Origin of the sequence: Kitasatospora sp. NPDC096204 (genome assembly GCF_044763205.1) — a bacterium.
Lineage (GTDB): Bacteria > Actinomycetota > Actinomycetes > Streptomycetales > Streptomycetaceae > Kitasatospora.
Map to the genome: position 1 here is coordinate 186,231 of NZ_JBIWFT010000004.1, position 26,013 is coordinate 212,243.

Annotated in this window: 22 protein-coding genes; 11 read left to right on the top strand and 11 right to left on the bottom strand. The window is 74.2% G+C overall.

Translation table 11 applies throughout. The features are described 5' to 3' along the window. Positions 1-48: 48 nt before the first annotated feature. Entirely contained in the window at positions 49-1,653 is a 1,605-nt protein-coding gene (locus ACIQ87_RS06290) for an alpha/beta hydrolase (RefSeq protein ID WP_402402332.1), read from the bottom strand. Between the two features lie 145 nt (positions 1,654-1,798). On the opposite strand from ACIQ87_RS06290, the gene ACIQ87_RS06295 reads away from it, so the two are divergent. The 3 genes from ACIQ87_RS06295 (at position 1,799) to ACIQ87_RS06305 (ending at position 5,902) form a co-directional block, all read left to right on the top strand. Beyond that, positions 1,799-3,151 carry an MFS transporter gene (locus ACIQ87_RS06295; protein WP_402402335.1) on the top strand — a complete coding sequence of 451 codons (1,353 nt, stop codon included), beginning with the start codon at positions 1,799-1,801 and terminating at the stop codon, positions 3,149-3,151. Positions 3,152-3,282: 131 nt separating this feature from the next. Beyond that, the gene (locus ACIQ87_RS06300) at positions 3,283-4,158 is read left to right on the top strand and encodes an SAM-dependent methyltransferase (RefSeq protein WP_402402338.1); all 876 of its coding nucleotides are present in this window, start codon (positions 3,283-3,285) and stop codon (positions 4,156-4,158) included. A gap of 118 nt (positions 4,159-4,276) precedes the next feature. Continuing rightward, on the top strand, positions 4,277-5,902 hold the full coding sequence (locus ACIQ87_RS06305; RefSeq protein WP_402402341.1) for a purple acid phosphatase family protein: 1,626 nt from the start codon (positions 4,277-4,279) through the stop codon (positions 5,900-5,902). Between the two features lie 111 nt (positions 5,903-6,013). Here ACIQ87_RS06305 and ACIQ87_RS06310 read toward each other — a convergent pair whose 3' ends face one another. The 5 genes from ACIQ87_RS06310 to ACIQ87_RS06330 form a co-directional block, all read right to left on the bottom strand. Then, a complete protein-coding gene (locus ACIQ87_RS06310; RefSeq protein ID WP_402402343.1) occupies positions 6,014-7,567 on the bottom strand; it encodes a cytochrome P450 in 1,554 nt (517 codons plus the stop codon). Positions 7,568-7,631: 64 nt separating this feature from the next. After that, positions 7,632-8,285 (bottom strand): GTP-binding protein, encoded by a 654-nt coding sequence (locus tag ACIQ87_RS06315; RefSeq protein ID WP_402402346.1) that lies wholly within the window; start codon positions 8,283-8,285, stop codon positions 7,632-7,634. Beyond that, the gene (locus ACIQ87_RS06320; RefSeq protein ID WP_402402349.1) at positions 8,266-8,628 is read right to left on the bottom strand and encodes a DUF742 domain-containing protein; all 363 of its coding nucleotides are present in this window, start codon (positions 8,626-8,628) and stop codon (positions 8,266-8,268) included. Before ACIQ87_RS06320 ends, ACIQ87_RS06315 begins: the two co-directional genes overlap by 20 nt. A 78-nt stretch (positions 8,629-8,706) precedes the next feature. Next, on the bottom strand, positions 8,707-9,093 hold the full coding sequence (locus tag ACIQ87_RS06325) for a roadblock/LC7 domain-containing protein (RefSeq protein WP_392877274.1): 387 nt from the start codon (positions 9,091-9,093) through the stop codon (positions 8,707-8,709). 17 nt (positions 9,094-9,110) lie between these two features. Next, positions 9,111-10,802: an ATP-binding protein gene (locus tag ACIQ87_RS06330; RefSeq protein ID WP_402402352.1), complete on the bottom strand. Its 1,692-nt coding sequence runs from the start codon at positions 10,800-10,802 to the stop codon at positions 9,111-9,113. 462 nt (positions 10,803-11,264) lie between these two features. Between ACIQ87_RS06330 and ACIQ87_RS06335 the strand changes: the two genes are divergently transcribed. The 5 genes from ACIQ87_RS06335 (at position 11,265) to ACIQ87_RS06355 (ending at position 15,230) form a co-directional block, all read left to right on the top strand. Beyond that, positions 11,265-12,200 (top strand): class I SAM-dependent methyltransferase, encoded by a 936-nt coding sequence (locus ACIQ87_RS06335; protein WP_402402355.1) that lies wholly within the window; start codon positions 11,265-11,267, stop codon positions 12,198-12,200. Then, complete coding sequence (locus ACIQ87_RS06340) at positions 12,184-12,804, top strand: GNAT family N-acetyltransferase (RefSeq protein ID WP_402402358.1); 621 nt, start codon at positions 12,184-12,186, stop codon at positions 12,802-12,804. The genes ACIQ87_RS06335 and ACIQ87_RS06340 overlap by 17 nt, the downstream gene beginning before the upstream one ends. 64 nt (positions 12,805-12,868) lie before the next feature. Continuing rightward, positions 12,869-13,333 carry a hypothetical protein gene (locus ACIQ87_RS06345; RefSeq protein ID WP_402402361.1) on the top strand — a complete coding sequence of 155 codons (465 nt, stop codon included), beginning with the start codon at positions 12,869-12,871 and terminating at the stop codon, positions 13,331-13,333. Between the two features lie 14 nt (positions 13,334-13,347). Next, entirely contained in the window at positions 13,348-14,598 is a 1,251-nt protein-coding gene (locus tag ACIQ87_RS06350; RefSeq protein WP_402402364.1) for a sensor histidine kinase, read from the top strand. Next, positions 14,595-15,230, top strand: a complete 636-nt coding sequence (locus ACIQ87_RS06355; protein WP_402402367.1) for a response regulator — start codon at positions 14,595-14,597, stop codon at positions 15,228-15,230. Before ACIQ87_RS06350 ends, ACIQ87_RS06355 begins: the two co-directional genes overlap by 4 nt. A gap of 175 nt (positions 15,231-15,405) precedes the next feature. On the opposite strand, the gene ACIQ87_RS06360 is transcribed toward ACIQ87_RS06355, so the two are convergent. Then, on the bottom strand, positions 15,406-16,371 hold the full coding sequence (locus tag ACIQ87_RS06360) for an alpha/beta hydrolase (RefSeq protein ID WP_402402370.1): 966 nt from the start codon (positions 16,369-16,371) through the stop codon (positions 15,406-15,408). A 199-nt stretch (positions 16,372-16,570) separates the two neighbouring features. Here ACIQ87_RS06360 and ACIQ87_RS06365 point away from each other — a divergent pair, with 199 nt between their 5' ends. Beyond that, entirely contained in the window at positions 16,571-18,652 is a 2,082-nt protein-coding gene (locus tag ACIQ87_RS06365; protein WP_402402373.1) for a hypothetical protein, read from the top strand. A gap of 152 nt (positions 18,653-18,804) precedes the next feature. Next, positions 18,805-20,253, top strand: coding sequence for a WGR domain-containing protein (locus ACIQ87_RS06370; RefSeq protein WP_402402376.1), 1,449 nt, complete (start codon positions 18,805-18,807; stop codon positions 20,251-20,253). 108 nt (positions 20,254-20,361) lie between these two features. On the opposite strand, the gene ACIQ87_RS06375 is transcribed toward ACIQ87_RS06370, so the two are convergent. The 4 genes from ACIQ87_RS06375 to ACIQ87_RS06390 all read right to left on the bottom strand — a co-directional run bounded on the left by ACIQ87_RS06375 (position 20,362) and on the right by ACIQ87_RS06390 (position 24,572). Further along, positions 20,362-20,991, bottom strand: a complete 630-nt coding sequence (locus ACIQ87_RS06375) for a hypothetical protein (protein WP_402402379.1) — start codon at positions 20,989-20,991, stop codon at positions 20,362-20,364. A gap of 134 nt (positions 20,992-21,125) precedes the next feature. Then, on the bottom strand, positions 21,126-22,193 hold the full coding sequence (locus ACIQ87_RS06380; protein ID WP_402402382.1) for an LLM class flavin-dependent oxidoreductase: 1,068 nt from the start codon (positions 22,191-22,193) through the stop codon (positions 21,126-21,128). 303 nt (positions 22,194-22,496) lie between these two features. Further along, entirely contained in the window at positions 22,497-22,886 is a 390-nt protein-coding gene (locus ACIQ87_RS06385) for an SCO5389 family protein (protein ID WP_402402385.1), read from the bottom strand. 141 nt (positions 22,887-23,027) lie between these two features. Continuing rightward, complete coding sequence (locus ACIQ87_RS06390; protein ID WP_402402388.1) at positions 23,028-24,572, bottom strand: MFS transporter; 1,545 nt, start codon at positions 24,570-24,572, stop codon at positions 23,028-23,030. Between the two features lie 462 nt (positions 24,573-25,034). On the opposite strand from ACIQ87_RS06390, the gene ACIQ87_RS06395 reads away from it, so the two are divergent. After that, positions 25,035-25,937 carry a SigB/SigF/SigG family RNA polymerase sigma factor gene (locus ACIQ87_RS06395; protein ID WP_402402391.1) on the top strand — a complete coding sequence of 301 codons (903 nt, stop codon included), beginning with the start codon at positions 25,035-25,037 and terminating at the stop codon, positions 25,935-25,937. Positions 25,938-26,013: the final 76 nt, after the last annotated feature.

Here is a 26,013-nt window from a genome sequence, read left to right on the forward strand (position 1 = left end):
CGGCGCCGCCGCCGTTGGGTGGGCGCCGCCGCTGGTCGGGCTCGCGGGTCAGTCCGTCGGGCAGTGGATGCCGGCGGCCGGGACGGTGCCGTCCAGCAGGAAGGCGTCCACCGAGGCGCGGACGCACTTGCTCGCGCCGTACCCGGTGTGGCCCTCCCCGTCACGGCTGAGCAGGACGGCGTTGCCGAGCTCGGCGGTGAGCTTCTCGGCCCAGGCGTACGGCGTGGCCGGGTCGCCGGTGGTGCCGACGACCACGATCGGGGTGGCGGCGGCCGACTTGATCGTGTGCGGCTTCTCGGTGGCGCGGAACGGCCAGATCCGGCAGTCCGGGTCGAACAGCGCGGCCGTCGGGTCGTGCCTGCTGACCAGCGGGGCCTTGGCGGCGAGGTCGGTCAGCGCGGCCTGCAGGGCCTCTCCGGCCGGGGCGTCGGTGGCGCCGTCGGCGCAGTGGATGGCGGTGTAGGCGTCCGCCGAGGGGCTGTAGTGGCCGTCCTTGTCGCGGCCGTTGTAGCCGTCGGCGAGGTCGAGCAGGTAGTCGCCCTTGCCGCGCACCATCGCCCAGCCGATGGAGTTGCGCAGGCCGGTCCAGGCCTTCTCGCCGCCGTAGAGCCGGCTGAGCACACCGGTCCAGGCGATGCCGGAGGTCAGGGTGCGGCCCTTCTCCGTCTTGAGCGGCTTGTCCTTCAGCCCGTCGAGGAACGCGGCGAGCTTCTCCGCCGCCTGGTCGGGGTCCTTGCCGAGCGAGCAGGCGTCCTTGGTGACGCAGTCCGCGGCGAAGGCCTTCAGGGCCCGCTCGAAGCCGGCCTGCTGCTCGATGTTGTGCTGGATCAGCGAGGTGGAGGCCGAGGTGGCGCCGTCCAGGACGACCCGGCCGACCTTGTCCGGGAACTCCTCGGTGTAGAGCGAGCCGAGGTAGGTGCCGTAGGACAGGCCGAGGTAGCTGAGCTTCTGGTCGCCGAGGGCGGCGCGCAGCACGTCCATGTCCCGGGCGCTGTTGCGGGTGCTGACGAACGGCAGGACCTGGGCGTACTTGGCCTGGCAGGCGTCGGCCAGCTGCTTGCCGTGGTCGGCGGTGGCCTGGTCGGTGTTCAGCCAGCCGTCCCTGGCCTGGTCGTCCAGGCAGTTGAGCGGGCTGGTGCCGGCGGTGCCGCGCGGGTCGAAGCCGACGATGTCGTAGCGGTCGTGCACCGGGCCGTCGAAGCCCTTGGGGTCGAAGGTGACCATCTGGACGCCGGAGCCGCCCGGGCCGCCGGGGTTGATCAGCAGCGAGCCGATCCTCTGGTCGGGCCTGGTGGCCGGGTTGCGGACCACGGCGACGTCCAGGGTGCCGGTGGCCGGGGCGGTGTAGTCGAGCGGGACCTTGAGGGCGGCGCACTGCAGCGCCGAGGTGTCCGCCTCGTTCCGCGCGTCCTTCGCGCACGGGCCCCAGGCGAGTTGCTGGCCGTAGAAGGCCTTGAGCGCCGGGTCGGCGGCGCCGGTGGGCTTGACCGTCGGCGTCGGGGCCGGGGCGGCGCTCGGTGGCGTGGCGGCGGCCGAGGCGGTCGCGGGTGCGGCGGCGGTGCCGCCCCCGCTGGTGCAGCCGGCCAACAGGGCGGCGGCGGCGACGGCGGCGACGGCGGCGGGCAGGGCGCGTCGCGGGGTACGGGTGATCATGGAATGCACCGCACACAAATATCACCTGCCCGTCACGTCAGTCACATGGGATTCTCAGAGTGCCGCGCAAAGGCACCGGGCGACGCCGTGCGCCCGTGTGCGAGGAGTGATTCCCCGGGGGTCCGAACGGTGCCATGCTGAGGTCATGACAGAAAGCAGTGCGGTGGCCCCGCTCCGTCAGCAGGCGCAAGCTGACGGGCGGCGACGGGAGTTGGCCGCGGCGACGGTCGGCTCGGTGGTCGAGTCCTTCGACTGGAGCATCTACGCCGTCCTCGCGCCCTACTTCGCGGCGGACCTCTTCGGACACGGCAAGCACGGCGTCAGCGGCGTGCTCGGCGCGTACGTCACCTTCGCGGTGGGTTTCGTCGCCCGGCCGGTCGGCTCCTACCTGATCGGGCGGATCAGCGACACCCGGGGGCGGCGCTTCGCGCTGAGCCTCGGCATGGCGGTGATCGCCGTCGCCAGCCTGGGCATCGCCGTGATCCCGGGCCACGGCACCATCGGGATCTGGGCGGCGCTGCTGGCCGTGCTCGCGCGGATCGTCCAGGGCCTCGCCTTCGGCGGGGAGGCGCCCAGCGTCGCCGCGTACGTGACCGAGACCGCCCCGCCGCGGCACCGCTTCGCTTTCAGCTCGGTCTCCTACGGCGGGATCATCATCGGCTCGCTGCTCTCCTTCGGACTGCTCACCCTGCTGCTCCACACCATCGGCAAGTCCGGCCTGGAGAACGGCGGTTGGCGCTGGGGCTTCGTGGTCGCCGCGCTGCTCGGGCTGGCCGCCGTCTGGGTGCGGCGGTGGGCGCCGGAGAGCGCGGAGTTCCGCCGCGCCCGGGAGCACGCGCGCCGCGCCGCCCGGCCGTCGATCCTGCGGACCCTGCGCGAGCACCGCTGGGCGGCACTCACCGTCTTCCTCAACACCCTGGGCGGGACGGTCGGTTACTACTTCGCGCTGGCGTACCTGCCGCAGTACGCCGCCGCCTACCACGTGATCAGCAAGGAGGAGGCGGCCTCCTTCATGACCGTGGTGCTCTGCGTCGTGCTGGTCACCATGCTGCTCACCGGCGCCGCCGCCGACCGCTTCGGCCTGCTGCCGGTCGCCCGGCTCGGGTTCGGCCTGCCGATCCCGCTGGTCGGGGTGCTGCTCGCGGGGCTGCGCCAGGGCTGGCTGCCGTTCCAGGTCGTCGCCGTGGTGCTGGGGATGCTGGTGGCGACGGTGCTCGGCACGCTCAACGTCTTCACCGGACTGCTCTTCCCGACGGAGGTGCGGGCGGTCGGCCTCGGCGTGGTCAACGCGGCCACCATCGCCGTGTTCGGGGGCACCTTCCCGCTGCTCGCCGAGTGGTTGGGCGCCCGGCACCTGCTGGGCGTCATCCCGGTGTACGTCACCGTCTGCACGGCAGGCCCGGCCGTCGCGCTGCTGACGGCGATGAGGGTGCCCTCCTTCGCCGCGGCCGTCCGAGGGGCGGAGAGGGCGGTCCAGCGGACAGCGGGAACCGCCTGACGGACAGTCATCCGCTGTGGTTGAGTGGTCCGGACCATCGCTGAGCGGGGAGGGCGAGCATGGACACGGACGCATCGGGTACCGACACATCGGGTACCGCCACACCGGGTACCGCCACACCGGGTGACGACATGCCGGACTTCGACCTGTCGGACGACTGTGCGCCGGGGGCCGGCCTGTCGGAGAGCTGGCTGACCGAGCCCGGGTTCGAGGAACGGCCGCAGGTGGACCTGCACACCGACCGGGCGCACTCCGCCCGGGTCTACGACTACCTGCTCGGCGGCAAGACCAACTTCCCGGCGGACCGCGAGGTCGGCGACCGGGTCCTCGCCGAGCTGCCGGGCGTGCGCGCGGACGCCACCGCCGCCCGCGCCGTGATGCACCGGATGGTCCGCCGGCTCGCCGAGGTGCACGGCGTCCGCCAGTTCCTGGACGTCGGCACCGGTATCCCCACCGCGCCCAACCTGCACGAGGTCGTGCAGGCCGTCGACCCGGCCTGCCGGGTGGTCTACGTCGACAACGACCCGATCGTGCTCGCCCACTCGCGCGCGCTGCTCACCAGCACGCCCGAGGGCCGTACCGCCTACGCCCAGGGCGACCTGCGTGAACCGGAGCGGTTCCTCGCCGACCCGGCGGTGGCCGCCACCCTGGACCTGCGCCAGCCGGTCGCCCTGACCCTGATCAACATCGTCCACTTCCTCTCCGACGAGGCCGTGCACCCGCCCGTCCGCAAGCTCATGGACGCCCTGCCCGACGGCAGCTTCCTCGCCCTCTCCGCCGCGACGGCCGACCTCGCGCCGGAGCGTGCCGAGATCGCCTCCCGCCGCTACGCGGAGGCCGGGATCACGCTCCACTTCCGCTCGCGGGAGCGCGTCGAACGTTTCTTCACCGGGCTGGAGCCGGACGACCCGGGCGTCGTCCCGGTCAACCGCTGGCACCCGGAACCCGCCGGGGCCTCGGGCGGGGGCGAGGTCGGGGTGTACGGGGGAGTCGGTCGCAAGGCGTAGCCGGAACCCATCATTTCTGACGTTCTGTCAAATCGATCCGTCAAAACGATCGTCTTTACGTGCACATGTCATTAAAGTGACTGCCCGTCGAACCCCCCACTCGACAGGCGGAGTTTTCATGACCATTGCACGCAGGTCCATCCTCAAGGGCACCTCGGCGGCCGGAGCCGCCCTGGTGGCGGCGGGCACGACGGCGGCCGCGCAACCCGCGGCCGCCCAACCGGCCGACGACGCCCCCACCAGCCCGCTGTTGCTCACCACCCCACACCGCGCCGGAACGGCCGGAGTGGCCGGACTGCACCTCCAGTTCGGCACCGACGCCGGCACGGAGATGACCGTCTCCTGGCTCACCCCGCAGTCCGTACGCCGCCCCCAGGTGCGGTACGGCTCGCCGGACGGCGGCCTCGGCCGGGTCGTCCAGGCCGAGACCCGCACCTACCGGGACTCGATCGACAAGGTCGAGGTGTACGTCCACCACGCGCGGCTCACCGGCCTGCGCCCGGGCACCACCTACCTCTACAGCGCCGGCCACGACGGCGCCACCGCCGAGACCGGCACCTTCACCACCGCCCCGCGCGGCCGCGCCCCCTTCACCTTCACCAGCTTCGGCGACCAGGGCGCGCCCAACCTCCGCCGCCGGATCACCTTCCCCGACGGCATGCCCTCCCCGCTCGGCAAGTACCCGGTGTACATGAGCAGCCAGGTCGGCACCTCGGCCTCCGCCGACATCGTCGCCGCCGTCGAACGCGTCGGGCCGCTGTTCAACCTCGTCAACGGCGACCTCTGCTACTCCTCCTACGCCGGCCGCCACGGCCAGAGCCGCACCGCGACCTGGGCCGACTGGTTCATCAGCAACAGCCGGTCCACCCGGCTGAGGCCCTGGATGCCCTGCGTCGGCAACCATGAGAACGAGGGCGGCAACGGCCCGATCGGCGCGCTCGGCTACCAGGCCTACTTCGACCTCCCCGACTCCTCGGCCTCCTCCGACGAAGAGACCAGGGGCATGTGGTACGCCTTCACCGTCGGCTCGGTGCGGTTCATCAGCCTCGCCAACGACGACGAGGCGATCCAGAACTCCGGCGACGTCTATCTGCGCGGCTACTCCGATGGCGCCCAACGGCGCTGGCTGGAGCGGGAGTTGCGGTCGGCCCGGAACAACCGGGGGATCGACTGGATCGTCGTCTGCATGCACCACCCGATGATCTCCAGCTCGATGCACGGCTCCGGCAGCGACCTCGGCCTCCGTGAGGCCTGGGGCCCGCTGTTCGACGCCTACGGGGTCGACCTGGTGGTGTGCGGCCACGAGCACTACTACGAGCGCTCCCACCCCGTGCGCGGCACCCTGCCCAACGACACCCGCACCCCGGTGCCGACCGGTACCCGCACCGACCTCGTCGACACCGGGCGCGGCACCGTCCACATGATCATCGGTGCCGGCGGCAACACCGCCACCACCCAGGACGACCTCTTCCAGCAGCCCAAGGGCCGGGTGGTGGTCGGCCTGGAGGACCCGAAACCGGGGGCGCCGTACCGGGAGTCGATCTGGCTCACCGAGGACGCGCCCTGGGCCGCCGTCCAGGACCGCGAGCACGCCCACGGCTTCGCGGCCTTCGAGGTCGACCCGGGCGACCGGCGTGGCGGCACCACCACCATGAAGGTCACCTACTACACCTTCGACGGGCCGCACGGCGACCTCAGCCCGGTGGACACCTTCACCCTGTACCGGCGCCGCACGGACGGCTGACCGGGCCGCCGTCCCAGTCGTCTCAGCCGTCTCAGCCGTCTCAGCCGGCGCCGCCGGTCCGCCCGTACGCCCGTACGACCGCACGCCCGTACGACCGCACGACCGGGCCGCTCAGCGCCGGAACAGGCCGGTGAGCGCGTCCCACCAACTGCGGCGCTGCGCCGGGACCGTCGGGGCCGCCTGTCCCGACGGCCCGGCGCGCTCGGCACCCTGGGCCGCCCGGACGGCCGTTTCCGGCTCCGGCTCCGGCGCCGCGTCCGGCCGGTCCGTGCCCGCCCGGTCCGGCGCCGCGTCCGCCTGCTCCACCCTGGCCTGCTCCGCCTCCGCCTGCTCGGCCTCCGCCACCGAGAGCGGGTCCGGCTCGATGTCGCGGGCGGTGAACTCCACCGGCAGCGCCGTCAGATGACGGGAGATCCAGGCCGAGCTCCAGGTGAGCTCCTCCTCGGGCACCGCGAGCCGGACGTCCGGCAGCAGGGTGAGCAGGATGTCGATCCCGGCCTCGGCGACGTGCCGCCCGATGTCCTGGCCGGGGCACTCGTGCGGCCCGGCGCCGAAGGACACGTGGGAGCGGTTGCCGTACAGCGGTGCCGTCAGGTCGGGCCGGACCACCGGGTCCACGTTGCCGGCCGCGAGCCCGAGCAGCAGCAGGTCCCCGGCGCTGATCCGCCGGCCGCCCAGCTCGGTGTCGGCGGTCGCCCAGCGGCCGGCCACCAGGGACATCGGCGGGGAGTCCCAGAGCACCTGGTCCAGCGCCTCGCCCAGGGTCATCTGGCCGCCGGAGAGGTGGGCGCGGAAGCGCGGGTCGGTGAGCACCATCTTCAGCGAGTCGGCGATCAGGTTGACGGTGGTCTCGTTCGCGGCCAGCAGCACCACCCGCAGGTGCTCCATCACCTCGTCCTCGGTCAGCCCGGCCGGGTGCGCCAGCAGACGGCTGGTCAGGTCGTCGCCCGGGCTCTCCCGCTTGATGGCGATGGTCCGGCGCAGACCGGCGACCACGTACTCGTTGCTGGCGATCGCCGTCTCGGTGCCCTTCATCAGGTCCCGGGCGGCGGTCACCAGCTGCGGCCCGTACTCGTCCGGCATGCCGAGCAGCTTGGTCATCACCAGCATCGGCAGGTGCTCGGCGAACTGGGAGATCAGCTCGGCCCGCCCGGTCGGCCCGACCACCTGGACCAGGTCGGTGGTGAAGCGGCGGACGTGGCGGCGGATGCCGCGCCGGTCGAAGCCGTTCAGACCGTCCAGCAGGGCGCCGCGCAGCCGGCGGTGCTCGTCGCCGTCCGCGAACACGCAGATCGGCTGCCAGGCGACCACCGGCAGCAGCGGGGAGTCCGCCGGGACCTCGTTGTTGCGGAAGGCGCTCCACAGACGCGAGTCCCGGGAGAACAGCGAGGGGGTGCGCATCACGGTGATGTTGGCGCCGTGGCCGAGCACCAGCCAGGCCCGGTGGTCGCCGTGCAGCAGCACCGGGGCCACCTCGCCGTGCTCGGCGCGCAGCTTCTCGTACAGGCCCGCCGGGTCGGTCTCGGCCTCCGGGCCGTACAGCCGGCGCAGGCCGCCGGGGCCGGTCGGGGAGACGGCGCCGCCCGCGTGGGCCGGGCAGCCGGGCGGCGGGACGGCGGCCGACGCGTGGGCGGGGCCGGCGGGTTCGGGGAACGGGGTGGTCAAGGGGGTCTCCGGTCGCGGATGGGGTTCGGTGACGGGCGGTCGTGCGGTCGCCCGGTGGTACGGGCTACGGGGCCGGGGCCGACGGCGCCGGGACGGACGGGGCCGCGGCCGACGGGGCGGCCAGCTCGTACAGGTAGTGCATCAGGGTCATCAGGGTGTCCCGGCCGGACTCCCGGCTGCGCGCGTCGCACGTGACGATCGGCACCTCGGGCGGCAGGTCCAGCGCGCCCCGCAGCTCGTCGACCGGAACGGACGGCGCCTCCGCGAAGCCGTTGACGGCCACCACGAAGGGCACGCCGCGCTCCTCCAGCCGCCCGATCACCTCGAAGCTGACCTCCAGCCGGCGGGTGTCCACCAGCACCACCGCGCCCAGGGCGCCCTCGAACAGGCCGTTCCAGAGGAACCAGAACCGCTCCTGGCCGGGGGTGCCGAAGACGTACAGCACGAGCCGGTCGCTGATGCTGATCCGGCCGAAGTCCATGGCCACGGTGGTGGAGGTCTTCTGCTCCACCCCGGTCGGGTCGTCCACCCCGACCCCGGCCTGGGTCATGGTCTCCTCGGTGGTCAGCGGGCGGATCTCGCTGACCGAGCTGACCAGCGTCGTCTTGCCGACGCCGAAGCCGCCGACGACCACCACCTTGACCGCCGTGGTGACGGTGTCCGGCAGCACGTCCGCACCGGCCGGTCCGACCACCGTGTCAGAGCCGTTGAAGTCCATGGATCACCGCCTCCAACAGGGCACGGTCGGGGAGTTCCGCCGCGGGCACGGCGGCGCTGCGGGCCTCGATCAGCCCGTCGTCGAGCAGGTCCGCCAGCAGCACGGTGACCACGCTGACGGGCAGTTCCAGGTACGCGGAGACCTCCGCGACCGAGAGGGGGGAGCGGCACAGCCGAAGAATGGCGGCCTGCTCCGGCTGGTGGGCGGGGGTCGGCTCCGCGCGGGAGACGATCAGGGTGACCAGGTCGAAGACCCCCGGTCCGGCGGGGCCGCTGCGGCCCCGGGTGATCACGTACAGCCGGTCCGGCTCAGGGCCGTCCCAGCCACCCTGCTCGGCCGTCATGCCACCGCCTCACTGTGCTCGTTCATGTGCCCGTCCCGCCGCCGGAACCCGTCGCGGCGGGACGGGCCGGGTGCCCGTTCACGCGACCGCCTCGGGGTTGCGCGGCGGCGTGGAGAGGTGCTCGCCGATCCGGGCGACCAGATCGCGCATCTGGTGGCTCACCAGCCCGGCGTCCACGCCCTCTTCGGCGAGCACCGCGAGGTAGGCGCGGTCGCCGGCCGCCATCAGGTAGAAGTAGCCGCCGTCCACCTCGATCACCACCAGCCGCATCGAGCCGTCGCCGTGCGGGAACTCGTGGCCGATCGCGCCGGCCAGGCTCTGCAGCCCGGCGCAGGCGGCGGCGAGGCGGTCGGCGGTGTCCGGGTCGGTGCCGTACTGGGCGATCCGCAGGCCGTCGGCGGACAGCACGATGACGTGGCGCACGCACGGGACGCTGTGCGCGAGGTCGTTGAGGATCCAGTCCATGTTGCTGCGGTGCGGAATCACTGCTCGCCCTTCCCTGCCGTGTCTTCACTGGTGTCTGCGGCGCTGGTGTGTCCGGATTCCGTGCCGCGTCCGGTGCCGCCCGGCCCGGACGGGCTCGGACCGGTGCCCTTGATGCCGTTCATGAAGTCCTCCAGCCACAGGCCGGGTTGCTTCGGCTCCCTCGCGGGGCGCGACGCCTGGGCCGGCGGTCCCGCCATCGGCCCGGGCGTCGGCCCGGCCATCGGCCCGGACGGCTGGGCCATCGGCCCGGCGGGCTGGGCGGCGGCGCGCGCGGCCCCGCCGTAGCCGCCCCGGGGCACCATTGGGCGGCTGCGCCGGCGCTGCGGCAGGCCGTTGGGCGTCCACTCGGTCACGATCACCTCGTCGTCCCCGGCGCCCGGGCCGGAGGGGCCCCACGGGTTGGTCGAGCCGTAGGACGGCCCGACGCCGGCGGAGGTCGTCCGGGTGCCCCAGGGACGGCCGGGGGCCGCGTGCCGGGGCGGGTTCGCGGGGAGCGGGCGGGGGCCGGAGAACGCGCCGATCCCGTGCGCCCGCCCGGTCGGCGGCGCGGTGGTGAGCAGTTCCTGCGGCACGACCAGCACCGCCCGCACGCCGCCGTACGCGGAGCGGCGCAGCGAGATCTGGAAGCCGTATGCCTGGCAGAGCCGGCCGACGATGGCGAAGCCCAGCCGGGGGGACTCGGTGAGGTCGTCGAAGTCCTTGGAGACCATCGCCTCGCGGATCGAGCGCTCGGCGCGGAACCGGGCCTCGTCGGTGAGGCCGAGGCCGCCGTCCTCGATCTCGATCGCCATCCCGCTCTGCACCTCGGAGGCGCTCAGGTGCACGTGGGTGTGCGGCGGGGAGTAGCGGGTGGCGTTGTCGAGCAGCTCGGAGACGGCGTGGATCAGCGGTTCGACGGCCGGTCCGGTGACCGAGATCTGGGCCACCGGGTGCAGGTCCACCCGCTGGTACTCCAGGATCCGGGACATGCCGCCGCGCAGGACGCTGTAGAGCGCGATCGGGCGGGTCCACTGGCGGCCGGGGCGGGCGCCGGACAGGACGGCGATGCTGTCGGCGAGGCGGCCGGTCAGCGCGTTGCCGTGGTCCAGGCGCAGCAGGTCGTCGAAGACCGCCGGGTCGTTGCCGTGCCGGTCCTCCATCTCCCGCAGGTCCTTGGCCTGCCGGTGGATGATGGCCTGCACCCGGCGGGAGATGTTGACGAAGGCCCGCTCGGCCGAGTCGCGCCGGCTGACCTCGTCGTCGACGGCCTTGGCGACGCCCTCGGCGACGGCCACCAGGGAGCGGCGGAACCTCGGTGAGACGGGCGCGTCGCCCTCCTCCAACGGGCGGGTCAGGATGTCGAAGGAGTAGCCGTACCGGGCCCCGGCGACGATCCTGCGCATCTCGCCCCGGGCGAGCCGGTCCAGCTCGTCCTCCTGCCCGGCCAGCCGGCGTTGGAAGTCCTCGACCTGCCGGGCGTGCCGGTCGCGCGACTCACTCAGCGCCCGCCCGCGGCGGGCCGACTCGGCGGCCACCACGGCCACCAGCACGGTGCCCGTCGCCCCGCACCACAGCACCTCGGCCCGGGCCCCGGCGGACACCACCGCCGCGGCGACCGCCACGGCCGCCGCCATCACGGCCGTCGGCAACAGCCAGCCGAGCAGGGGCGCTCGGCGCCGTCTGGTGGGCGACGATCCAGCTCGAAGCATTCAGCATCCTCAGACAATCGGAACAGTACGGGGACAAACGGGGGACCGGCTCCGGAGGCGTGGTGGTGCAGCATAGCCAAGTTCAGGACATCCTGACCGAAAGTCAAAAATATCGTCCCGCAACCGACTTGTCGCAAACTGTCGGACAACACCGACATCCCGCACACCAGTCGCAACCCGGACCGGCCACCGCCGCCCCACCAGGCTTCTCGCCCCGCCGCCCGCGCGCCGCCGACCCGCCCCGGATTCGCTCATGCGGAGGGTTTCCGCGCCAAGTCCGGCCACCCGCGCCCGAGTTCGTGCTACGGCAGGAAAGCCCGGTCAACCAGCGCCCCACCAATCACCCACACGTGGGACACGCCCGCCGCGGCCGGTCCGATGGCGCATCCGAGGCAACGGATGTTGCATGCGAGGGCAATGGGTGTTGACGGCCTCCGTCGGCGGTCCGTACAGTGCCGGGCCATGGAGACGGGTGATCTCGGTCGGCGGGTGGCGGAGGATGTGGCCGGTGGCGGCGGGGTGGAGGGGTTGCGGCGGCTGTCGGGGGTGATCGAGGCGCTGGAGGAGCGGCGGACGGAGCTGGTGGAGGAGCTGCGGCGCGGGCGGGAGGCGACCTGGGAGGAGATCGGGCGGGCCTGCGGGATGACGCGGCAGGGGGCGACCAGGCGGTGGGCCGGGCGGCTGCGGGCGCGGTCGTTCGGGGCGGCGGCGGACGCGTACCAGCACGGTCGGCCGGGCTATCCGCGGGCGCTGGTCGGTTCGGCGGTGCCCCGGGAGGCCCGCCGGGTGCTAGATCTGGGCGCCGGGACGGGCAAGTTGACCGGGATGCTGGTTGAGGCGGGCCTGGACGTGGTGGCGGTCGAGCCCGACGAGGGGATGCGGGCGCGGCTGGCCGCGGCGGTGCCGAAGGCGGCCGTCCGGGCGGGCACGGCCGAGCGCATCCCGCTGCCGGACGGCAGCGTGGACGCCGTGGTGGTGGCGCAGGCCTGGCACTGGTTCGACCCGGCGGCCGCGCTGCCGGAGATCGCCCGGGTGCTCGCCCCCGGCGGGACGCTCTCGCTGGTGTGGAACGTCCGGGACGAGACCGAGCCCTGGGCCGCCGCACTCGGGGTGCTGATGCACCGTTCGGCGCGGCAGCGGATCGACACCAGGCCCGTCCTCCCGGCGCCGTTCGGCGCGCCCGAGCGGCTGGAGATCGGCTGGGAACACGTCACCACCCGGGCCGGGATCGTCGACATGGTCGCCTCGCGCAGCTACGTGATCGCGCTGCCGGAGGACGAGCGGGTCCGGCTGCTGGCCGACGTCGAGCAGCTGCTGGCCACCCACCCCGACCTGGCGGGCCGGGACGAGATCGCCCTGCCGTACGTGACGAGGTGCACCCGTGTCCGTCTCGGCTGAGCACGACCGGCGGCCCGCGGCGCGCTCCGTGGCGCACTCCGTGGCGCACTCCGTGGCGCACTCCGTGGTGCTGCGCCGCCTGGGCGTCGCGGACGCCGAACCGTACCGGGCCTTCCGGCTCGCGGCGCTGCGCGAGACGCCGAGCGCCTTCACCTCCAGCCACGCCGAGGAGGCCGGCAAGCCGCTGTCCGCGACGCTGCGCCGGCTGGCCGGGGCCGAGGACGGTCCGGGCGCCCTGATCGGCGCCTTCGACGGCGAGGGCACGCTGGTCGGCACCGCCGGGCTGAAGGTGCCGCAGCGCAGCCAGGAGCGGCACAAGGGCACGCTGTACGGCATGGCGGTGGCCCGCGGCGCGGGCGGCCGGGGGATCGGCCGCGCCCTGGTGCGGGAGGTGCTGCGCACGGCGGCGGAGGACGCGTGGCTGCGGCAGGTGCTGCTGACCGTCTCGGAGGGCAACGAGCCGGCCCTGCGGCTCTACACCGCCTGCGGCTTCGAGGTGTGGGGGCGGGAGCCGAGAGCGGTCCTGGTGGAGGGGCGGGCGGTCGCGAAGCTGCACATGGTGTGCCTGCTGGACGGGGAGCGGGCGGCGACGGCCGGGGACTGACGATGGCCGGGGACTGGCGACGGCCGCCCGGCGCCGGCCCGCTGACAATTGTCACGGTGCACCGGTGCGCGAACACACTGCCCCGCGCGGCAGGTCCGCGACCAGCATGGACGCCATGAACTCCACCGACCTGCAGCACCCCGGCACCCGTCGGGCCTTCCGCACCGTGCGGCGGCTGGTGCTCGCCTACCTCGGCATCAGCGTCGTCACGCTGGCGGCCGCCATCGCCCTCCGTGACCACCACACGGTGGTCAACGCGCCGGTGCTGGTCCGCGGCACCATCGTCGTGGCCGGCGCCGCCCTCACCCTCCTGATGACCGTCCGGGCCGCCAACGGATCCCGCGGCGCCTTCCGGCGGCTGCGGATCCTCTCGGCCGTCATGATCGTCGCCATCGCCACGATCATCGCCCTGCCGGGGACCTTCCCGGTGTGGATGAAGGTCGAGCAGGGCGTCTGCGGGCTCGTCCTGCTGGGCGTGGCCGCGGTGGTCAACGGACGGCACCTGCGTAGCGTGTTCGCCAGGCTTTGAGGAGGGGGAGCAAGGTGACCGGCTTCGACGGCGGAGGTCGCGACCGCGACGGCGGAGGCCGAGACGGCGGGGACGGCGTCGCACCGAGCCCCGTCCAGCGCTGGAGCCGGGGCTGGCGGCGCCTCCTGCTGGGCAGCGGGATGATGGTCTTCCCCGCGCTCACCGCCGTCGCCGTGAGCGGCACCGTCTCCGGGGCGGCCGCGGTCGCCGGGTACGCCGTGGTCCTCGCCTTCTGCGTCTGCTACGTCCTGCTGGCCCTCGCCCTCGGGCTGGGCCGGCGGCGCTGGATGGCACCGCTGCTGGCGGTGATGACGGCGCTGTTCCTGGCCGCGCTGCCGTTCGCCCACGAAAGCGCCTTCTTCCTCGCCACCGTGGTCGTCTCCGCGGTGGCGATCCAGTGGCGCGAGCACGCCGCCAAGGCGGTGGCGGTCGGCGCGCCGGCCGCGCTGGTGGTGCCCTGGGCGGTGCGCCCCTGGCACACCGGGCCCGGCGGATTCCAGGCCCTCGCCCTGCTGTTCACCGCGCTCACCTGCGGCGCCTTCGCCGAGATCGCCGCCACCAACAAGGCCCTGGTCGCCGCCCGAGCCGAGGTGGCGCAACTCGCCTCGGAGGCCGAGCGCAACCGGATCGCCCGGGACCTGCACGACCTGCTGGGGCACTCGCTCACCGCGATCACCGTCAAGTCCCGCCTGGCCCAACGGCTCGCGGGCAAGGCCCCGGACCGGGCGGTGGCGGAGATGGCCGCGGTGGAGACGCTGTCCCGCCAGACGCTGTCCGACGTGCGCGCCGCCGTCAGCGGCTACCGCGAGGTGACCCTGGCCGGCGAACTCGCCCGCGGACGCGAACTGCTGCGCGCCGCAGGGGTGGTGGCCGACCTGCCCACGGCGGCGGACGTCGTCGCGCCCGGGGAGCGCGAGCTGTTCGGCTGGGTGCTGCGCGAGGGGATCACCAACGTGGTCCGGCACGCCCGGGCCGAACGCTGCTCGGTGCTGCTCGCCGCCACGTCGGTGGAGATCCGCGACGACGGGACCGGTGCCCGCAGCGGCCCCGGCCTCCGGGCGGGCCGTCCGGGCGACGGCAGGGGCCTGGCCGGACTGCGGGAACGGGTTGCCGCGGCGGGCGGTACCGTCGAGGCCGGCCCGCTCGACCCGCGCGGGTGGCGGCTGCTGGTCACCGTTCCGCCGGGCGGTCCCGGCTCCGGGGGGTCCGACCCCGGCCGGTCCGGCTCCGGCCGGTCCGACCCCGGCCACGAAGGGACGACATGACGATCCGCCCGGCCAACCCGGCCAACCCGATCCGCCTGCTGCTCGCCGAGGACCAGGAACTGGTCCGCACCGCGCTGTGCACCCTGCTCGACCTGGAGGACGACTTCGCCGTGGTCGCCGCCGTCGGCCGCGGCGACCAGGTCGCGGCGGCGGCCCTGGAGCACCGGCCGGACGTCGCCCTGCTCGACATCGAGATGCCCGGACTGGACGGCCTGGCGGCAGCCGCCGTGCTGGCCCAACAGGCGCCGTGGTGCCGGGTGGTCATCCTCACCACCTTCGGTCGCGCGGGGTACCTGCGCCGCGCCATGGAGGCGGGCGCGGTCGGCTTCGTGGTCAAGGACGCCCCGGCCGAGGTGCTCGCGGACGCGATCCGCCGGGTCGCGGCGGGGGAGCGGGTGGTGGACCCGGAGCTGGCCGCCGCCACCCTGGCGGCGGGCGCCTCCCCGCTCACCGCCCGCGAGCGCGACGTGCTGAACGCCTCCCGGCCGGGCGCCGGGGTGGCCGAGATCGCCGGCAAGCTGTACCTGTCCGAGGGGACGGTCCGTAACTACTTCTCCTCGGCCATCGCCAAGACCGGTACCCGCAACCGCACCGAGGCGCTGCGGGTCGCCGACGAGCGCGGCTGGCTCTGATCGACGGGCCGGCCGGCCGCCCGGCGGAGCCGAGCCGAGCCGCGCGGAGCCGCGCCGGGCCGCGCCGAGCCGCGCGGAGCCGCGCCGGGCCGCGCCGAGCCGCGCGAAGCCGAGCCGAGCCGAGCCGAGCCGCGCCGAGCCGCGTGGACCCGAGCCGAGCCGCGCCGGGCCCGCGTCAGCGCTGGAGGACGCGGCGCAGCCAGCGGGTGCGGGCGTCGTGGGCGTCCCGGCTGATGGCCGCGTGCGGGGCGAGGCTGTCGAAACCGTGGCAGGCACCGGGCCACACGTGCAGTTCGGCCTCGCCCCCCGCCCGCCAGATCGCGTCGGCGTAGGCGACGGCCTCGTCCCGGAACGTCTCGGCGGACCCCACCTCGACGTACGCCGCGGGCAGTCGGGACAGGTCGGTGGCGCGGGCCGGCGCGGCGTACGGCGAGAGGTCGGCGGCACCGTACCGGTGGCCGAGCACCGCCTGCCAGGCGGTGGCGTTGGACGTGCGGTCCCAGGTGTCGTGGCCGGCCAGCTGATGGCTGGAGAAGGTGTTGCCGCGGTCGTCGAGCATCGGGCTCAGCAGCAGCTGGCCGAGCGGCGCCGGACCGCCGCGATCGCGGGTCAGCAGGGCCAGCGCGGCGGCGAGCCCGCCACCGGCGCTCTTGCCGCCGACGACCACGCGGCGCGCGTCCACGCCCAGCACGCCCGCGTGCTCGGCCGCCCAGACGAGTCCGGCGTAGCAGTCCTCGACGGCGCCGGGGAAGCGGGTGTGCGGAGCCAGCCGGTACTCGACGGAGACGACCGCCAACCGCAGCGGCAGCGCCCAGCCGCGCAGCAGCCGGGGCAGGACGGACCAGGCGTTGCCGGTCACCATCCCGCCGCCGTGCAGGTAGTAGAGCAACGGCAGCTCCTCGCGGATCCCGGCGGGCCGCGCGCTGACGAGTGTGATCTCGCCCCCGCCGTCGGCCCGCGGCACGCGCAGCTCCGTCACCTCGAACCGGTCACCGTCGCGCAACTGGTCCGGCGTCGGGCGGGGACGGGCGGCGAGGTCGCGTTCCTGCCAGGCCGTCAGGCCCTCCGGGGTGAGCACCTGTCGCGCCCGGTGGCCGGCGGCGCCCAGTGCCGCCCGAAGCTGCGGATCCAGCGGAGGCACGCCCCGAGCCGTCGATCCATCCACCACCGGTACCCCCTCGCCGTGCGGCGCCGGGGCGGCGCCGACCGACCCAGCTTGCCAGCCCCACCCGCGGGACCCCGCAGCACCCCCCCCGGGCCGTCCCGGGCCGTCCCCGGGCCGTCCCCGAACCGCCCTCGCAGCGGGGGAGTTGTCGGTCCCGCCTGCGAGGATCGCGCCCATGGACCTCACCGCCGCCCTCGCCGGGCTCGACGCCCACCCCTGGGCCACCGTCTCGCACGCGTACGGCCCCGCCGACGACCTGCCCGCCCTGCTGCGCGCGCTCGCCGAGGGCGACGACGGGGCGGCCGAGGAGGCGGTCTCCGAACTGTACGGCCGCATCCTCCACCAGGGCACGGTCTACCCGGCCAGCGTGGACGCGGTGCCGTACCTGGCCGGGATCGCCGCCGCCGGGATCCGGACGGTCGAAGTCCTCTGCCTGCTGGGCGGGTTGGCCGAGAGCGAGGACGAGTGGGAGGTGCCCGAGGGTGCCGTACGGGCCGCCGTGGCCGCTCGACTCCCGCTGATGCTGCCCCTGTTGGCCCACCCGGACGAGAACGTCCGGCTGACCGCCGCCTGGGCCGTCGGTCACACCCGCGAGGGCGGCGCGGCGCTGACCGCCCTGCGGGAGCGCTGGGCCGCCGAGGACGATCCGCACGTGGCCGCCGAACTGCTCGTCGCCCTCGGCCGGTCGGACCTCGGCACGGCCGCCGCCGAGGCCCGGCTCCTGCTCGCCGAGCGGACCGAGGCGCCGCTGCGGCTGGCCGCGGTCCTGGTCTGCCTGGACAACGAGGAGCGGTGGGACGCCGCCCACCACGCGGCCGTGCTCGGCCTGCTGCCCGCCCGCGAACTCACCGTCGACCGCTACAGCATCCACCACGAGGAACTGCTGTACACGGTCGTCGACGCCCTGCTGGAACGCGACACCGACGCCGACCGTGAGGCGGCCCTCGCCCTGCTGGAGGCGGCCCTGCGCGACCCGCGCCCCGAGGTGCGGGCCGAGGCCCTGTGGGCGGCCGACCACGCCTGCCACCTCTCGCGCAGCGCCCCGCCGCGGCTGATCCCGGCCATCGCCCCGCTCGCCGCCCAGGAGCCGGCGGCGAGCCTGTTGGCCAAGCTCGGCCCGCTCGCCGCCGAAGCGGCGCCCGTACTCGCCGAACTCGCGGGCGGGCCGGACGACGAGGCGGCCGACCAGGCCCTCGCCGCACTGGTCCGGATCGCGCCCCGGCAGGCCGCCCCGCTGCTCGCCCGCGACCTGGCGCGGCGCCCGCACGCCCGCCGCGCCGCGGGTGACTCCCGGGCCCGGGCCTTCCCCTTCGACCGGGCCCTGCTCGCCGCCGCCCGCGCCCGGCTGACCGTCGACGGGCTCGGCGACGACGAGACCGCCCACCTGGTCAACCTGCTGCGCCAGTGGGGCCCGCGGGCCGCCGCCGGCCTGCCCGAACTGTGCGCCGTGCTGCCCCGCTTCCCGTACGCCGCCTCCGCCGTCGCGGCCGTCGTCGCGGGCGGCCCGCCCGAGGCGCGCGAGCGCGCCGCCGAGGCGCTGCGGGCGCAGGCCGGTCAGCTCCAGGTGGCCCGCGCCCACCACGAGGTCACCGGCGACCCGGGCCTCCTGCTCGACGCCGTCACCGAACGGCTGACGGCCTCCCGCGAACTCGCCGAGGCGGCCCAGGCGGCCGCCGACCTGGGCCCGGCCGCCACCGGACTGCTCCCGGCCCTGCTCGCGGCGGTGAGCGACGGCCCGGAACCGACCGTCCCGCGGCTGGACGCCGACATCGCGATAGCCCGCGCGCTCTGGCAGATCGACGGCGACGCCGAGGAAGCCGTCCGGATCCTGGCGTCCGTCCTCGACCGCACGGTCGGGAGCGGGCCGTGGTACCGCTGGACGGTGGTCCGCGCGCTGCGCGCCGCCGCCTCCCTCGGGGCGGCCGGCCGGGGACTGACACCCCGACTCGAAGCGCTGCTCGACGATCCCGAGAGGGCCGCCGGCGCCGCCCGCGCGCTGCTCGACATCGCCGACCCCGACACCGTCGACCTCGGCCGGCTCGCCCGGGCCGCGCTCCACTCGGCCGGGACGGGCGCCGACGCCAGGGGCGGTTGCGAGGCGCTGCACGCACTCGCCGCCGCCGCCCGGGACACCTCCCTGCTCCCGTACGTCGGCGACCTCGTCGACGGCGACCGCCGGATCGTCACCTCCGGCCTCGCGTACGACATCATCCGCGAGGACGAGCGGCTGCGCGCGCTCCTGGCCGAGCTGTACTGACCTCGGCGTTCCCGCCGCCCCTCCCGAGCCACGCCGGCCCCGGCGCTCCCGCCCCCCGCGAAGCCGATTGTCAGTGACGGGCCGTAGCTTTGGAGGTGTCGGCGGGCCGCCCCCGCCGCCCCCATCTCCGATGTCCGAAAGGGGACCGCACCGTGTCCGTCGCCGTGGAAGAGCAGGTCACGTACCTCGAACTGTCCGAGGACGAGGGGAGCGCGCACAAGTTCTACGAGGTGCGGCTCGCCGGCCAGGTGGTGACGGTGCGGTACGGGCGGATCGGCGAGCCCGGGCAGAGCAAGTCGACGACGTTCCCGAGCCCGGAGAAGGCGGCCGCGTCGGCGGCCAAGAAGATCGGCGAGAAGGTCCGCAAGGGCTACGCCCCGGCCGTCCAGGGCGTGCGCCAGCGCCGGTCGGTGACCAGGCGGCAGATCGTCAGCACCCGCTCGACGGCCAACCAGGCGCCGCTGCTGTGGCGCTTCCGCTCCGGCTCGCCCGCCTTCGGGGTCTTCGTCGGCGAGGAGCACGCCTGGGTCGGCAACGAGCGCGGCGACGTCTACACCCTCACCCACGACGGCGAGGTGACGGGTCGCTACGGCCTGCCGGACGGCGTCAAGTGCATCGTCGCCGACGACTGGTGGATCTACGCCGGCTGCGACGACGGCAAGGTGTACGACCTGGGCGGCAAGGTCCCGCGCGTCGCGTACGAGATAGCCCAGGACGTGGACATCTTCTGGCTCGACATCCACGACGGCGTGCTGGGCGTCGCCGACGAGCGCGGCGGGCTGACCACGGTCGACCACGAGGACGAGTTCCAGTGGCGCCGCCAGGCCGACGGCCGGGCCGGCTGGATGGTGCGCTGCGACGCCGACGGCGTCTACCACGGCCACTCGCGGGGCGTCGCCCGCTACGACAACCGCAGCGGCGACCAGCGCTGGCACACCCCGACCCAGGGCGAGGTGCTGTTCGGCTGGCAGGAGGCCGACGAGGTGTTCGCCGGCACCGCGCGCGGCTGGGTGCACCGGCTGCGGAAGTCGGACGGCGCCGAGGTGGCCGCCTACCGCTGCGACGCCGCCGTCTTCTCCTGCGCGGCCTCCCCGGACGGCGAGTACGTCTTCGCCGGGGACAACCACTCCTCGGTGTACTGCTTCGCCGCCGACGGCACCCGGTTGTGGAAGCTCGCCACCGGCTGCGGATCGGCGTACAGCATGCAGTACCGGGACGGCCGGCTCTACCTGGTGACCACGGACGGCTCGCTGGCCTGCCTGGACGCCGGCGAGCAGGCGGTGCGGGCGGCCGAGAACGGCACCCTGCCGAAGACCGCCGAGGTCAAGGGCGCGGGCTGGGAGCCGGTGCTGGCCGGCGCCGGGCTGGAGACGGTCACGGTGGCCACCGTCCGGAGCGGCGGCGAGGTGGAGGTCGAGTGCGTCCAGGACGGCGCCCGGCTGCGGATGCGGGTGGTCTCGCAGGGCTACGACTCGTCGTGGCGGGTGCAGTTCCCCAAGGACATCCGGATAGCCGGGGCGCGCTACCTGGTCGCCGAGGTGCGGGAGTCCGCCTCGGGCGGCTTCTACCGCGCGCGCGGCGAGATCAAGCGCCTGCTCTGAGCCTGCGGCCCGGTCACCCGCCGCCCGCGGTGACCGGGCCTCGGCCGGGCGTACGGGTGCGGCTGCCCGCGCCGTTCGGACTCGACCTCGACACCGGCGAGTTCCGAGTCAGTACCGGTCCGCGAGGTGGCCGTAGCCGCCGGCCGTCCAGACGACGCGGCGGAACTCCGGCAGGCTGAGGGCGGTGGGGGCCTGGCCGGGCGCGGGCGGGAAGTGGACGGTGCCGCAGCGGGCGCAGTACCAGGCCTGGGCCCAGAGCTGTTCGGCGCGGGCGCGACCGGACAGTTCGCGGTCCGCGGCGGCACGGAGCGCGGCCGCGGTCACCAGGAGGGCGACGGCGGCGATGACGGCGGTCACCGGGATCGCCACCGGGATCTCGAAGGCCTGGTGGTCCCGGACCGGGGTGGCGAAGGCGGGCGTGTCGTCGTTGAACTGCCGTGCGAAGGCCCCGGCGAAGAAGGTGAAGAAGGCGATCGCGAGGGCGGTCACGCCCAGGCCCGTCGCCACGCGGCCGGGTGGCTGTTCGCGGATCGGTGCGGGTGCCAGGGCCCGGGCGAGGTCGGAGACGACCTCGCGGGTCCGGTGGCTGCCGGCCCCCTGCTGCGCGGGCCGGATGATCACCCTCGTCCGCCCGGCGTGGTACACGGCCGGGACGCTGCGGACCTGGTCGGTGAGCCGGCACCTCGGACAGGGGTGCGGGGTCGGCGGCAGTACGGGTGCGGCTTGGTACGGGCCCATCACGGTCTCCCCCCGTGTCGGCGTCCGGCCGGGCGGCCGTCCGTCCGCACCGGCCCGGGGCCCTTCCGGACGCCGTGGTTGCTGCGGATTCCCTTGCCCGGTAGGCCCGTTGGGGAAACCGTGAGGCCACCCGGTCAGTGTTCCCCGGGGTCCGGTGCCGGAGCGGAAGCGGAGGCCGCAGCCGGACGCCAGCCGAGCGCGGGCCCGAGGCGGGTCGCCAGGTCGGTGAGGATCTGCACGTAGTCCTCGTGCTCGAAGGAGAACGGCAGCGCGAAGGCCACCTCGTCGACCTCGCGGTAGCCGGCGTGGGCGTGCAGCCGTTCGACGAGTTCCCCGGTCGTCCCGACCAGGTCGGGGGCGAACAGCAGCCGGGCCGGGCCCTGCGGGGCGAGGGTGCGTGGGGTGCGGGCGAGGGCGTAGGCCCGGTACTTGGCGCGCTGTTCGGGGGTGGCGCCGTCGGTGGGGATGACGACGAGGCCCGGGGAGACCCGGGCGCGTTCGCCGTCGGGGTGACGCTCGCGGAAGGCGCGGATCTGGCGGGCCTGGATGGCGGCGAAGTCGAGCGGCCCCTCCTGCTCCTCGGGCTTCACCACGCTGCTGGTGAGCAGGTTGAGGCCCTGCTCGCCGGCCCAGCGGGCCGAGCGCAGGCTGCCGGCGCCGTACCAGAGCCGGGAGGCCAGGCCGGGGGAGTGCGGCTGGACGCGGCGTGAGTACTCCTCGATGCCCTCGGTGCCGGCGAAGCCGGAGGCGTCCTCGCCGCGGACCAGGGCGAGCAGCCGTTCGGCGCGCCGGGGGCTGAAGTCCTCCTGCCCGCCGGTGTCGGGGTAGAGCGCGCCGCGCACGTGCTCGTAGTGGGTGGGCCGGCCGACGCTGAAGCCGGGGTTGAGCCGGCCGCCGGAGAGCACGTCCACGGTGGCCAGGTCCTCGGCGAGCCGCAGCGGGTTCTCCCAGCCGAGCGGGGTGACGGCGGTGCCGAGCTGGATGCGGCTGGTGCGCTGGGTGGCGGCGGCGAGCACGGCGACCGGCGAGGAGCTGCCGTACTGGAGGTGGCGGTGGCGCAGCCAGGCGCTGTCGAAGCCGAGCTGCTCGCCGAGGGTGATGAGGCCGAGGGTGGACTCGTGGCCCCGGCGGGGGTCCTTCTCGTCGAAGAGCCCGATGGTCAGGAAGCCGAGTTTCCGCAGCGGGCGAGGGGTCGGCGACATGGTGGGCTCCATGTGGTGAGGGGCGGGGCCGGTCGGGTGGTGCGTTCCGAACGTACGCAGCCGCCGCGCGGCCCGACAAGATCGACGCGCGATCCGGACACCGGCCGCCACGCGGTGCAACGCGGGTGCAACGCGGGTGTCATGTGCGGCGGCTCCCGCCCCGTCGAGCGGGGCGGGAGCCGGCGCGCCCGGAGCACCTCCGAACCGCATCCGAACCGCATCCGGACGGGCCGTCCGAACCGCATCCGGACGGGCCGTCCGAACCGCGCCCGGACCGACCGTCCGGACCGCGCCCGGCCGCGGTCAGCAGCTGCGCAGCTCCGGGCTCTGGTTGCGGATCTGGTTGTGCAGCGAGGTGAACTCGCGGTACGCCGCACCGTCCTCCGCGCCGGGGCGGAAGGCGCCGACCCGGTGGCAGTTGACGAAGGCGAGCTTCACGCCGAAGTGGTTCTCCAGGCTGCCCCGGATCGCGTTGCTGGCGAGCGCGCGCAGCAGCTGGGCCCGCTCCTCGTCGCTCGGCGTGGTGTTGTCGGTGGTGAACTCCTGCTCACCGGCGGTGAGTTCGGTGCTGAGCCCGGCGACGACCCGGTAGGCGTACGGGAGCGAGGCGCGGACGGTGTCGAGGAAGTCGGCCTCGTCGACGCGGCCCTGCTGGGCCTGGGCGAGGAGGGCGGGGGAGACGTCGAGCGACATGGGTGTCCTCTTTCGGGGATGCGTGGGGCTTCGACCCGCGGCGGGCGGCACCGGCCCACGCACGGGCGTCACTCACCCGCAACGGCTATCGAAGATGAAAACCATTGCAAGAAAGACTCTCCCGGTCATCCTGACGCCCTGTCAAGCGTCGCCCCCCGAAGGGCTGACGGCGGGCGGCACCGGCAGACGGCTGACCTTGATCACGAACACCGCGATCGTCACCGCCAGCGCCGCGAACACCAGGCCCATCTGGAACGCGCCGGCGATGCCGTGCACCAGGATCTGCGAGGAGTACGGTGCCGGGAGGCGCCCGGTGGCCCGGAACTGGGCGGCCTGCTGCGGGGTGGCCTGCCGGAGGAACACCCGGACCTGCTGCCCGGCCTCGTTGCGGCTGGCCGTGCCGAACACCGTGACCAGGATCGACAGTCCGAGCGAGCCGCCCACCTGCTGGCTGGTGTTGAGCATGCCGGTGGCGGCGCCGGTCTCGTGCGGGGAGACCTTGGAGACGACGGTGAGGGTGGCGGGGACGAAGATCGAGCCCATGCCGAGGCCGAACAGCATGGTCGGCCCGAGGATGCCGCCGACGTAGCTGCTGTCGATGTCGATCTGCGTCGCCCAGGCCACCCCGCCCAGGACCAGCAGCGAGCCGGTCACCAGGAAGGGTTTCGGCCCGAAGCGCAGCTGGGTGCGGGCGGCGAACTGGGCGGCGGCGACGATCGCGACGCTGATCGGCAGGAACGCGAAGCCGGCCCTCAGCGGGCTGAACCCGAGGATCTCCTGCACGAACAGGGTGATGAAGAAGAAGATGCTGAACATCGTCGCGGCCACGCAGAGCATCAGCCCGTACGCGCCGGAGCGGTTGCGGTCGCGGAACAGGTGCAGCGGGGTGATCGGCTGCCGCGCGCGTCGCTCGTTCGCCACGAACACCAGCATCAGGACCACCGCGAGGGCGAACGAGGTCAGCGTCACGGGGTCCGTCCAGCCGTGGTCGGAGGCGCGGATGAAGCCGTACACCAGCGAGACCATGCCGGCGGTGGCGGTGAAGGCGCCGAGCAGGTCGAAGCGGCCGGGGTGGCGCTGGGATTCGTTGATGTAGAGCGGCGCCAGCAGGGCGATCGCGATGCCGATCGGCACATTGACGAACAGCACCCAGCGCCAGGACAGCCAGGAGGTCAGCATGCCGCCGAGCAGCAGCCCGATGGCGCCGCCGGCCCCGGCGACGGCGGAGTAGACGCCGAAGGCCCGGTTGCGCTCCTGGCCCTCCTTGAAGTTGGTGGCGATCAGCGCCAGCGCCGTCGGCGAGGCGATGGCCCCGCCCATGCCCTGGAACGCCCGGGCGGCCAGCAGCCAGCCGGCGGACTGCGCGACGCCGCCGAGCAGCGAGGCCAGCGCGAACACGAGGACGCCGACGATGAACACCCGACGCCGCCCGAGGATGTCGCCCGCCCGTCCGCCGAGCAGCAGCAGCCCGCCGAAGGTGAGGGTGTAGGCGTTGATGACCCACGACAGGTCGGTGGTGTTGAACCTCAGCGCCTGCTGGATGTGCGGCAGTGCGATGTTCACGATCGTGATGTCGAGGACGACCATGAGTTGTGTCGCCGCGATGACGGTGAGTGCTACCCCCGGGTGCTGTCCCCGGCGTGCGGTCGCGGGCGAAGCCTCGGCCAGGGCGCGCGAGGTGGCCATGGCAGGTCCCCCTATGGGTGAGGGGTCAATGGCGGGCAGGGGAGACGGATTCGTTCACCACTACCGAAGGTATCCCCGGCAGATAGGGAACACAATCGTTCATTACTGGCACACGGGGGTGTTCCGGACAAGAGGCGATCAAGAGTGCGAAACCGTGCCGGGCGAAGCCGCTCGTACCCTCGGGCCGGCCCGCCGGTGCCTGGACGGGCTGTGGTCGTGCGAGCGCATATCGGAACGAACCGTAATAAGACGGGCTAAACGTGAATTCAATGTCGTATGTCGGGTACAACCTCCATGCGGCGACCGTGCTGACGGTCCGGTCGCCCCGCACCCGATTCGGGTGCCACCGGGACCGCGCTTGAAGAAGCCGGGCACTGGTCCTGGGGGAAGAAGTCCGCAGCGCGCGGGCGTTGGCCCGCAGGCGTTGCGGGGTGTTCCACCCCGATGCCCTGGAGCGATCACGTGTCCATCCACCTGGAAACCACCGACCGGGAACCACTGCCTCCGGGCCTGCCGCCCGATCTGCCGCGAAGGCCGACGGCGGCCGAACTGCGCCGCATGGGGAAGTCCGAGGCCCGGGAGCTGAGCGACGCGCTGTTCGAGCGGCTGGCCGGGCTGGCCCGGGAGAGCCACGCCTACAGCTATGTGCGCGGCACGATCATCGAGCTGAACATGCCGCTGGTGCGCTTCATCGCGGCCCGTTTCCGCCACCGCGCCGAGGACATGGAGGACATCCTCCAGGTCGGCACGATCGGCCTGATCAAGGCCGTCGACGGCTACGATCCGCTGCGGGGCGTCGAGTTCGTCACGTATGCCATCCCCACCATCACCGGTGAGGTCAAACGGTTCTTCCGTGACACCTCCTGGCCGGTGCGGGTCCCGCGCAGCATGCAGGAGCTCTACCTGTCGGTCGCCCGCGGCTCCGACCGGCTCGAGCAGGAACTCGGCCGCCTCCCGCGGCCCGGGGAGATCGCCGAGGACCTCCACCTCACCGTCGAACAGGCCACCGAGGGCCTCATGGCGAGCCGGGTCTGTCGACCGAACTCCCTGGACGCGCTGCGCGACCAGGACACCGACGAAGCCGGCAGCGCCCTGCTGGACCGCCTCGGCGGCTGCGACCCCGGCATCGAACTCGTCGACTTCCGCATCGCCGTCCGGCCGCTGCTGGCCCGGCTGCCGGAACGCGAGCAGACCGTCCTCAAGCTGCGGTTCTGGGACGGCTGGACCCAGTCCCGGATCGCCGAGCGGATCGGCGTCTCCCAGATGCACGTCTCCCGGCTGCTCAGCGCCACGCTGGCCTGGCTGCGGGAGGAGCTGGAGGACCACGACGCCCCCGGCTGGAACGACCAGCCCGCGGAGGGCTGAGGCTCCAGGGGTGGCCCACACGCGACGCGTGGGCCACCTCACCTGACCGGACGCGGCAGGCTACCGCCGGGTCGGC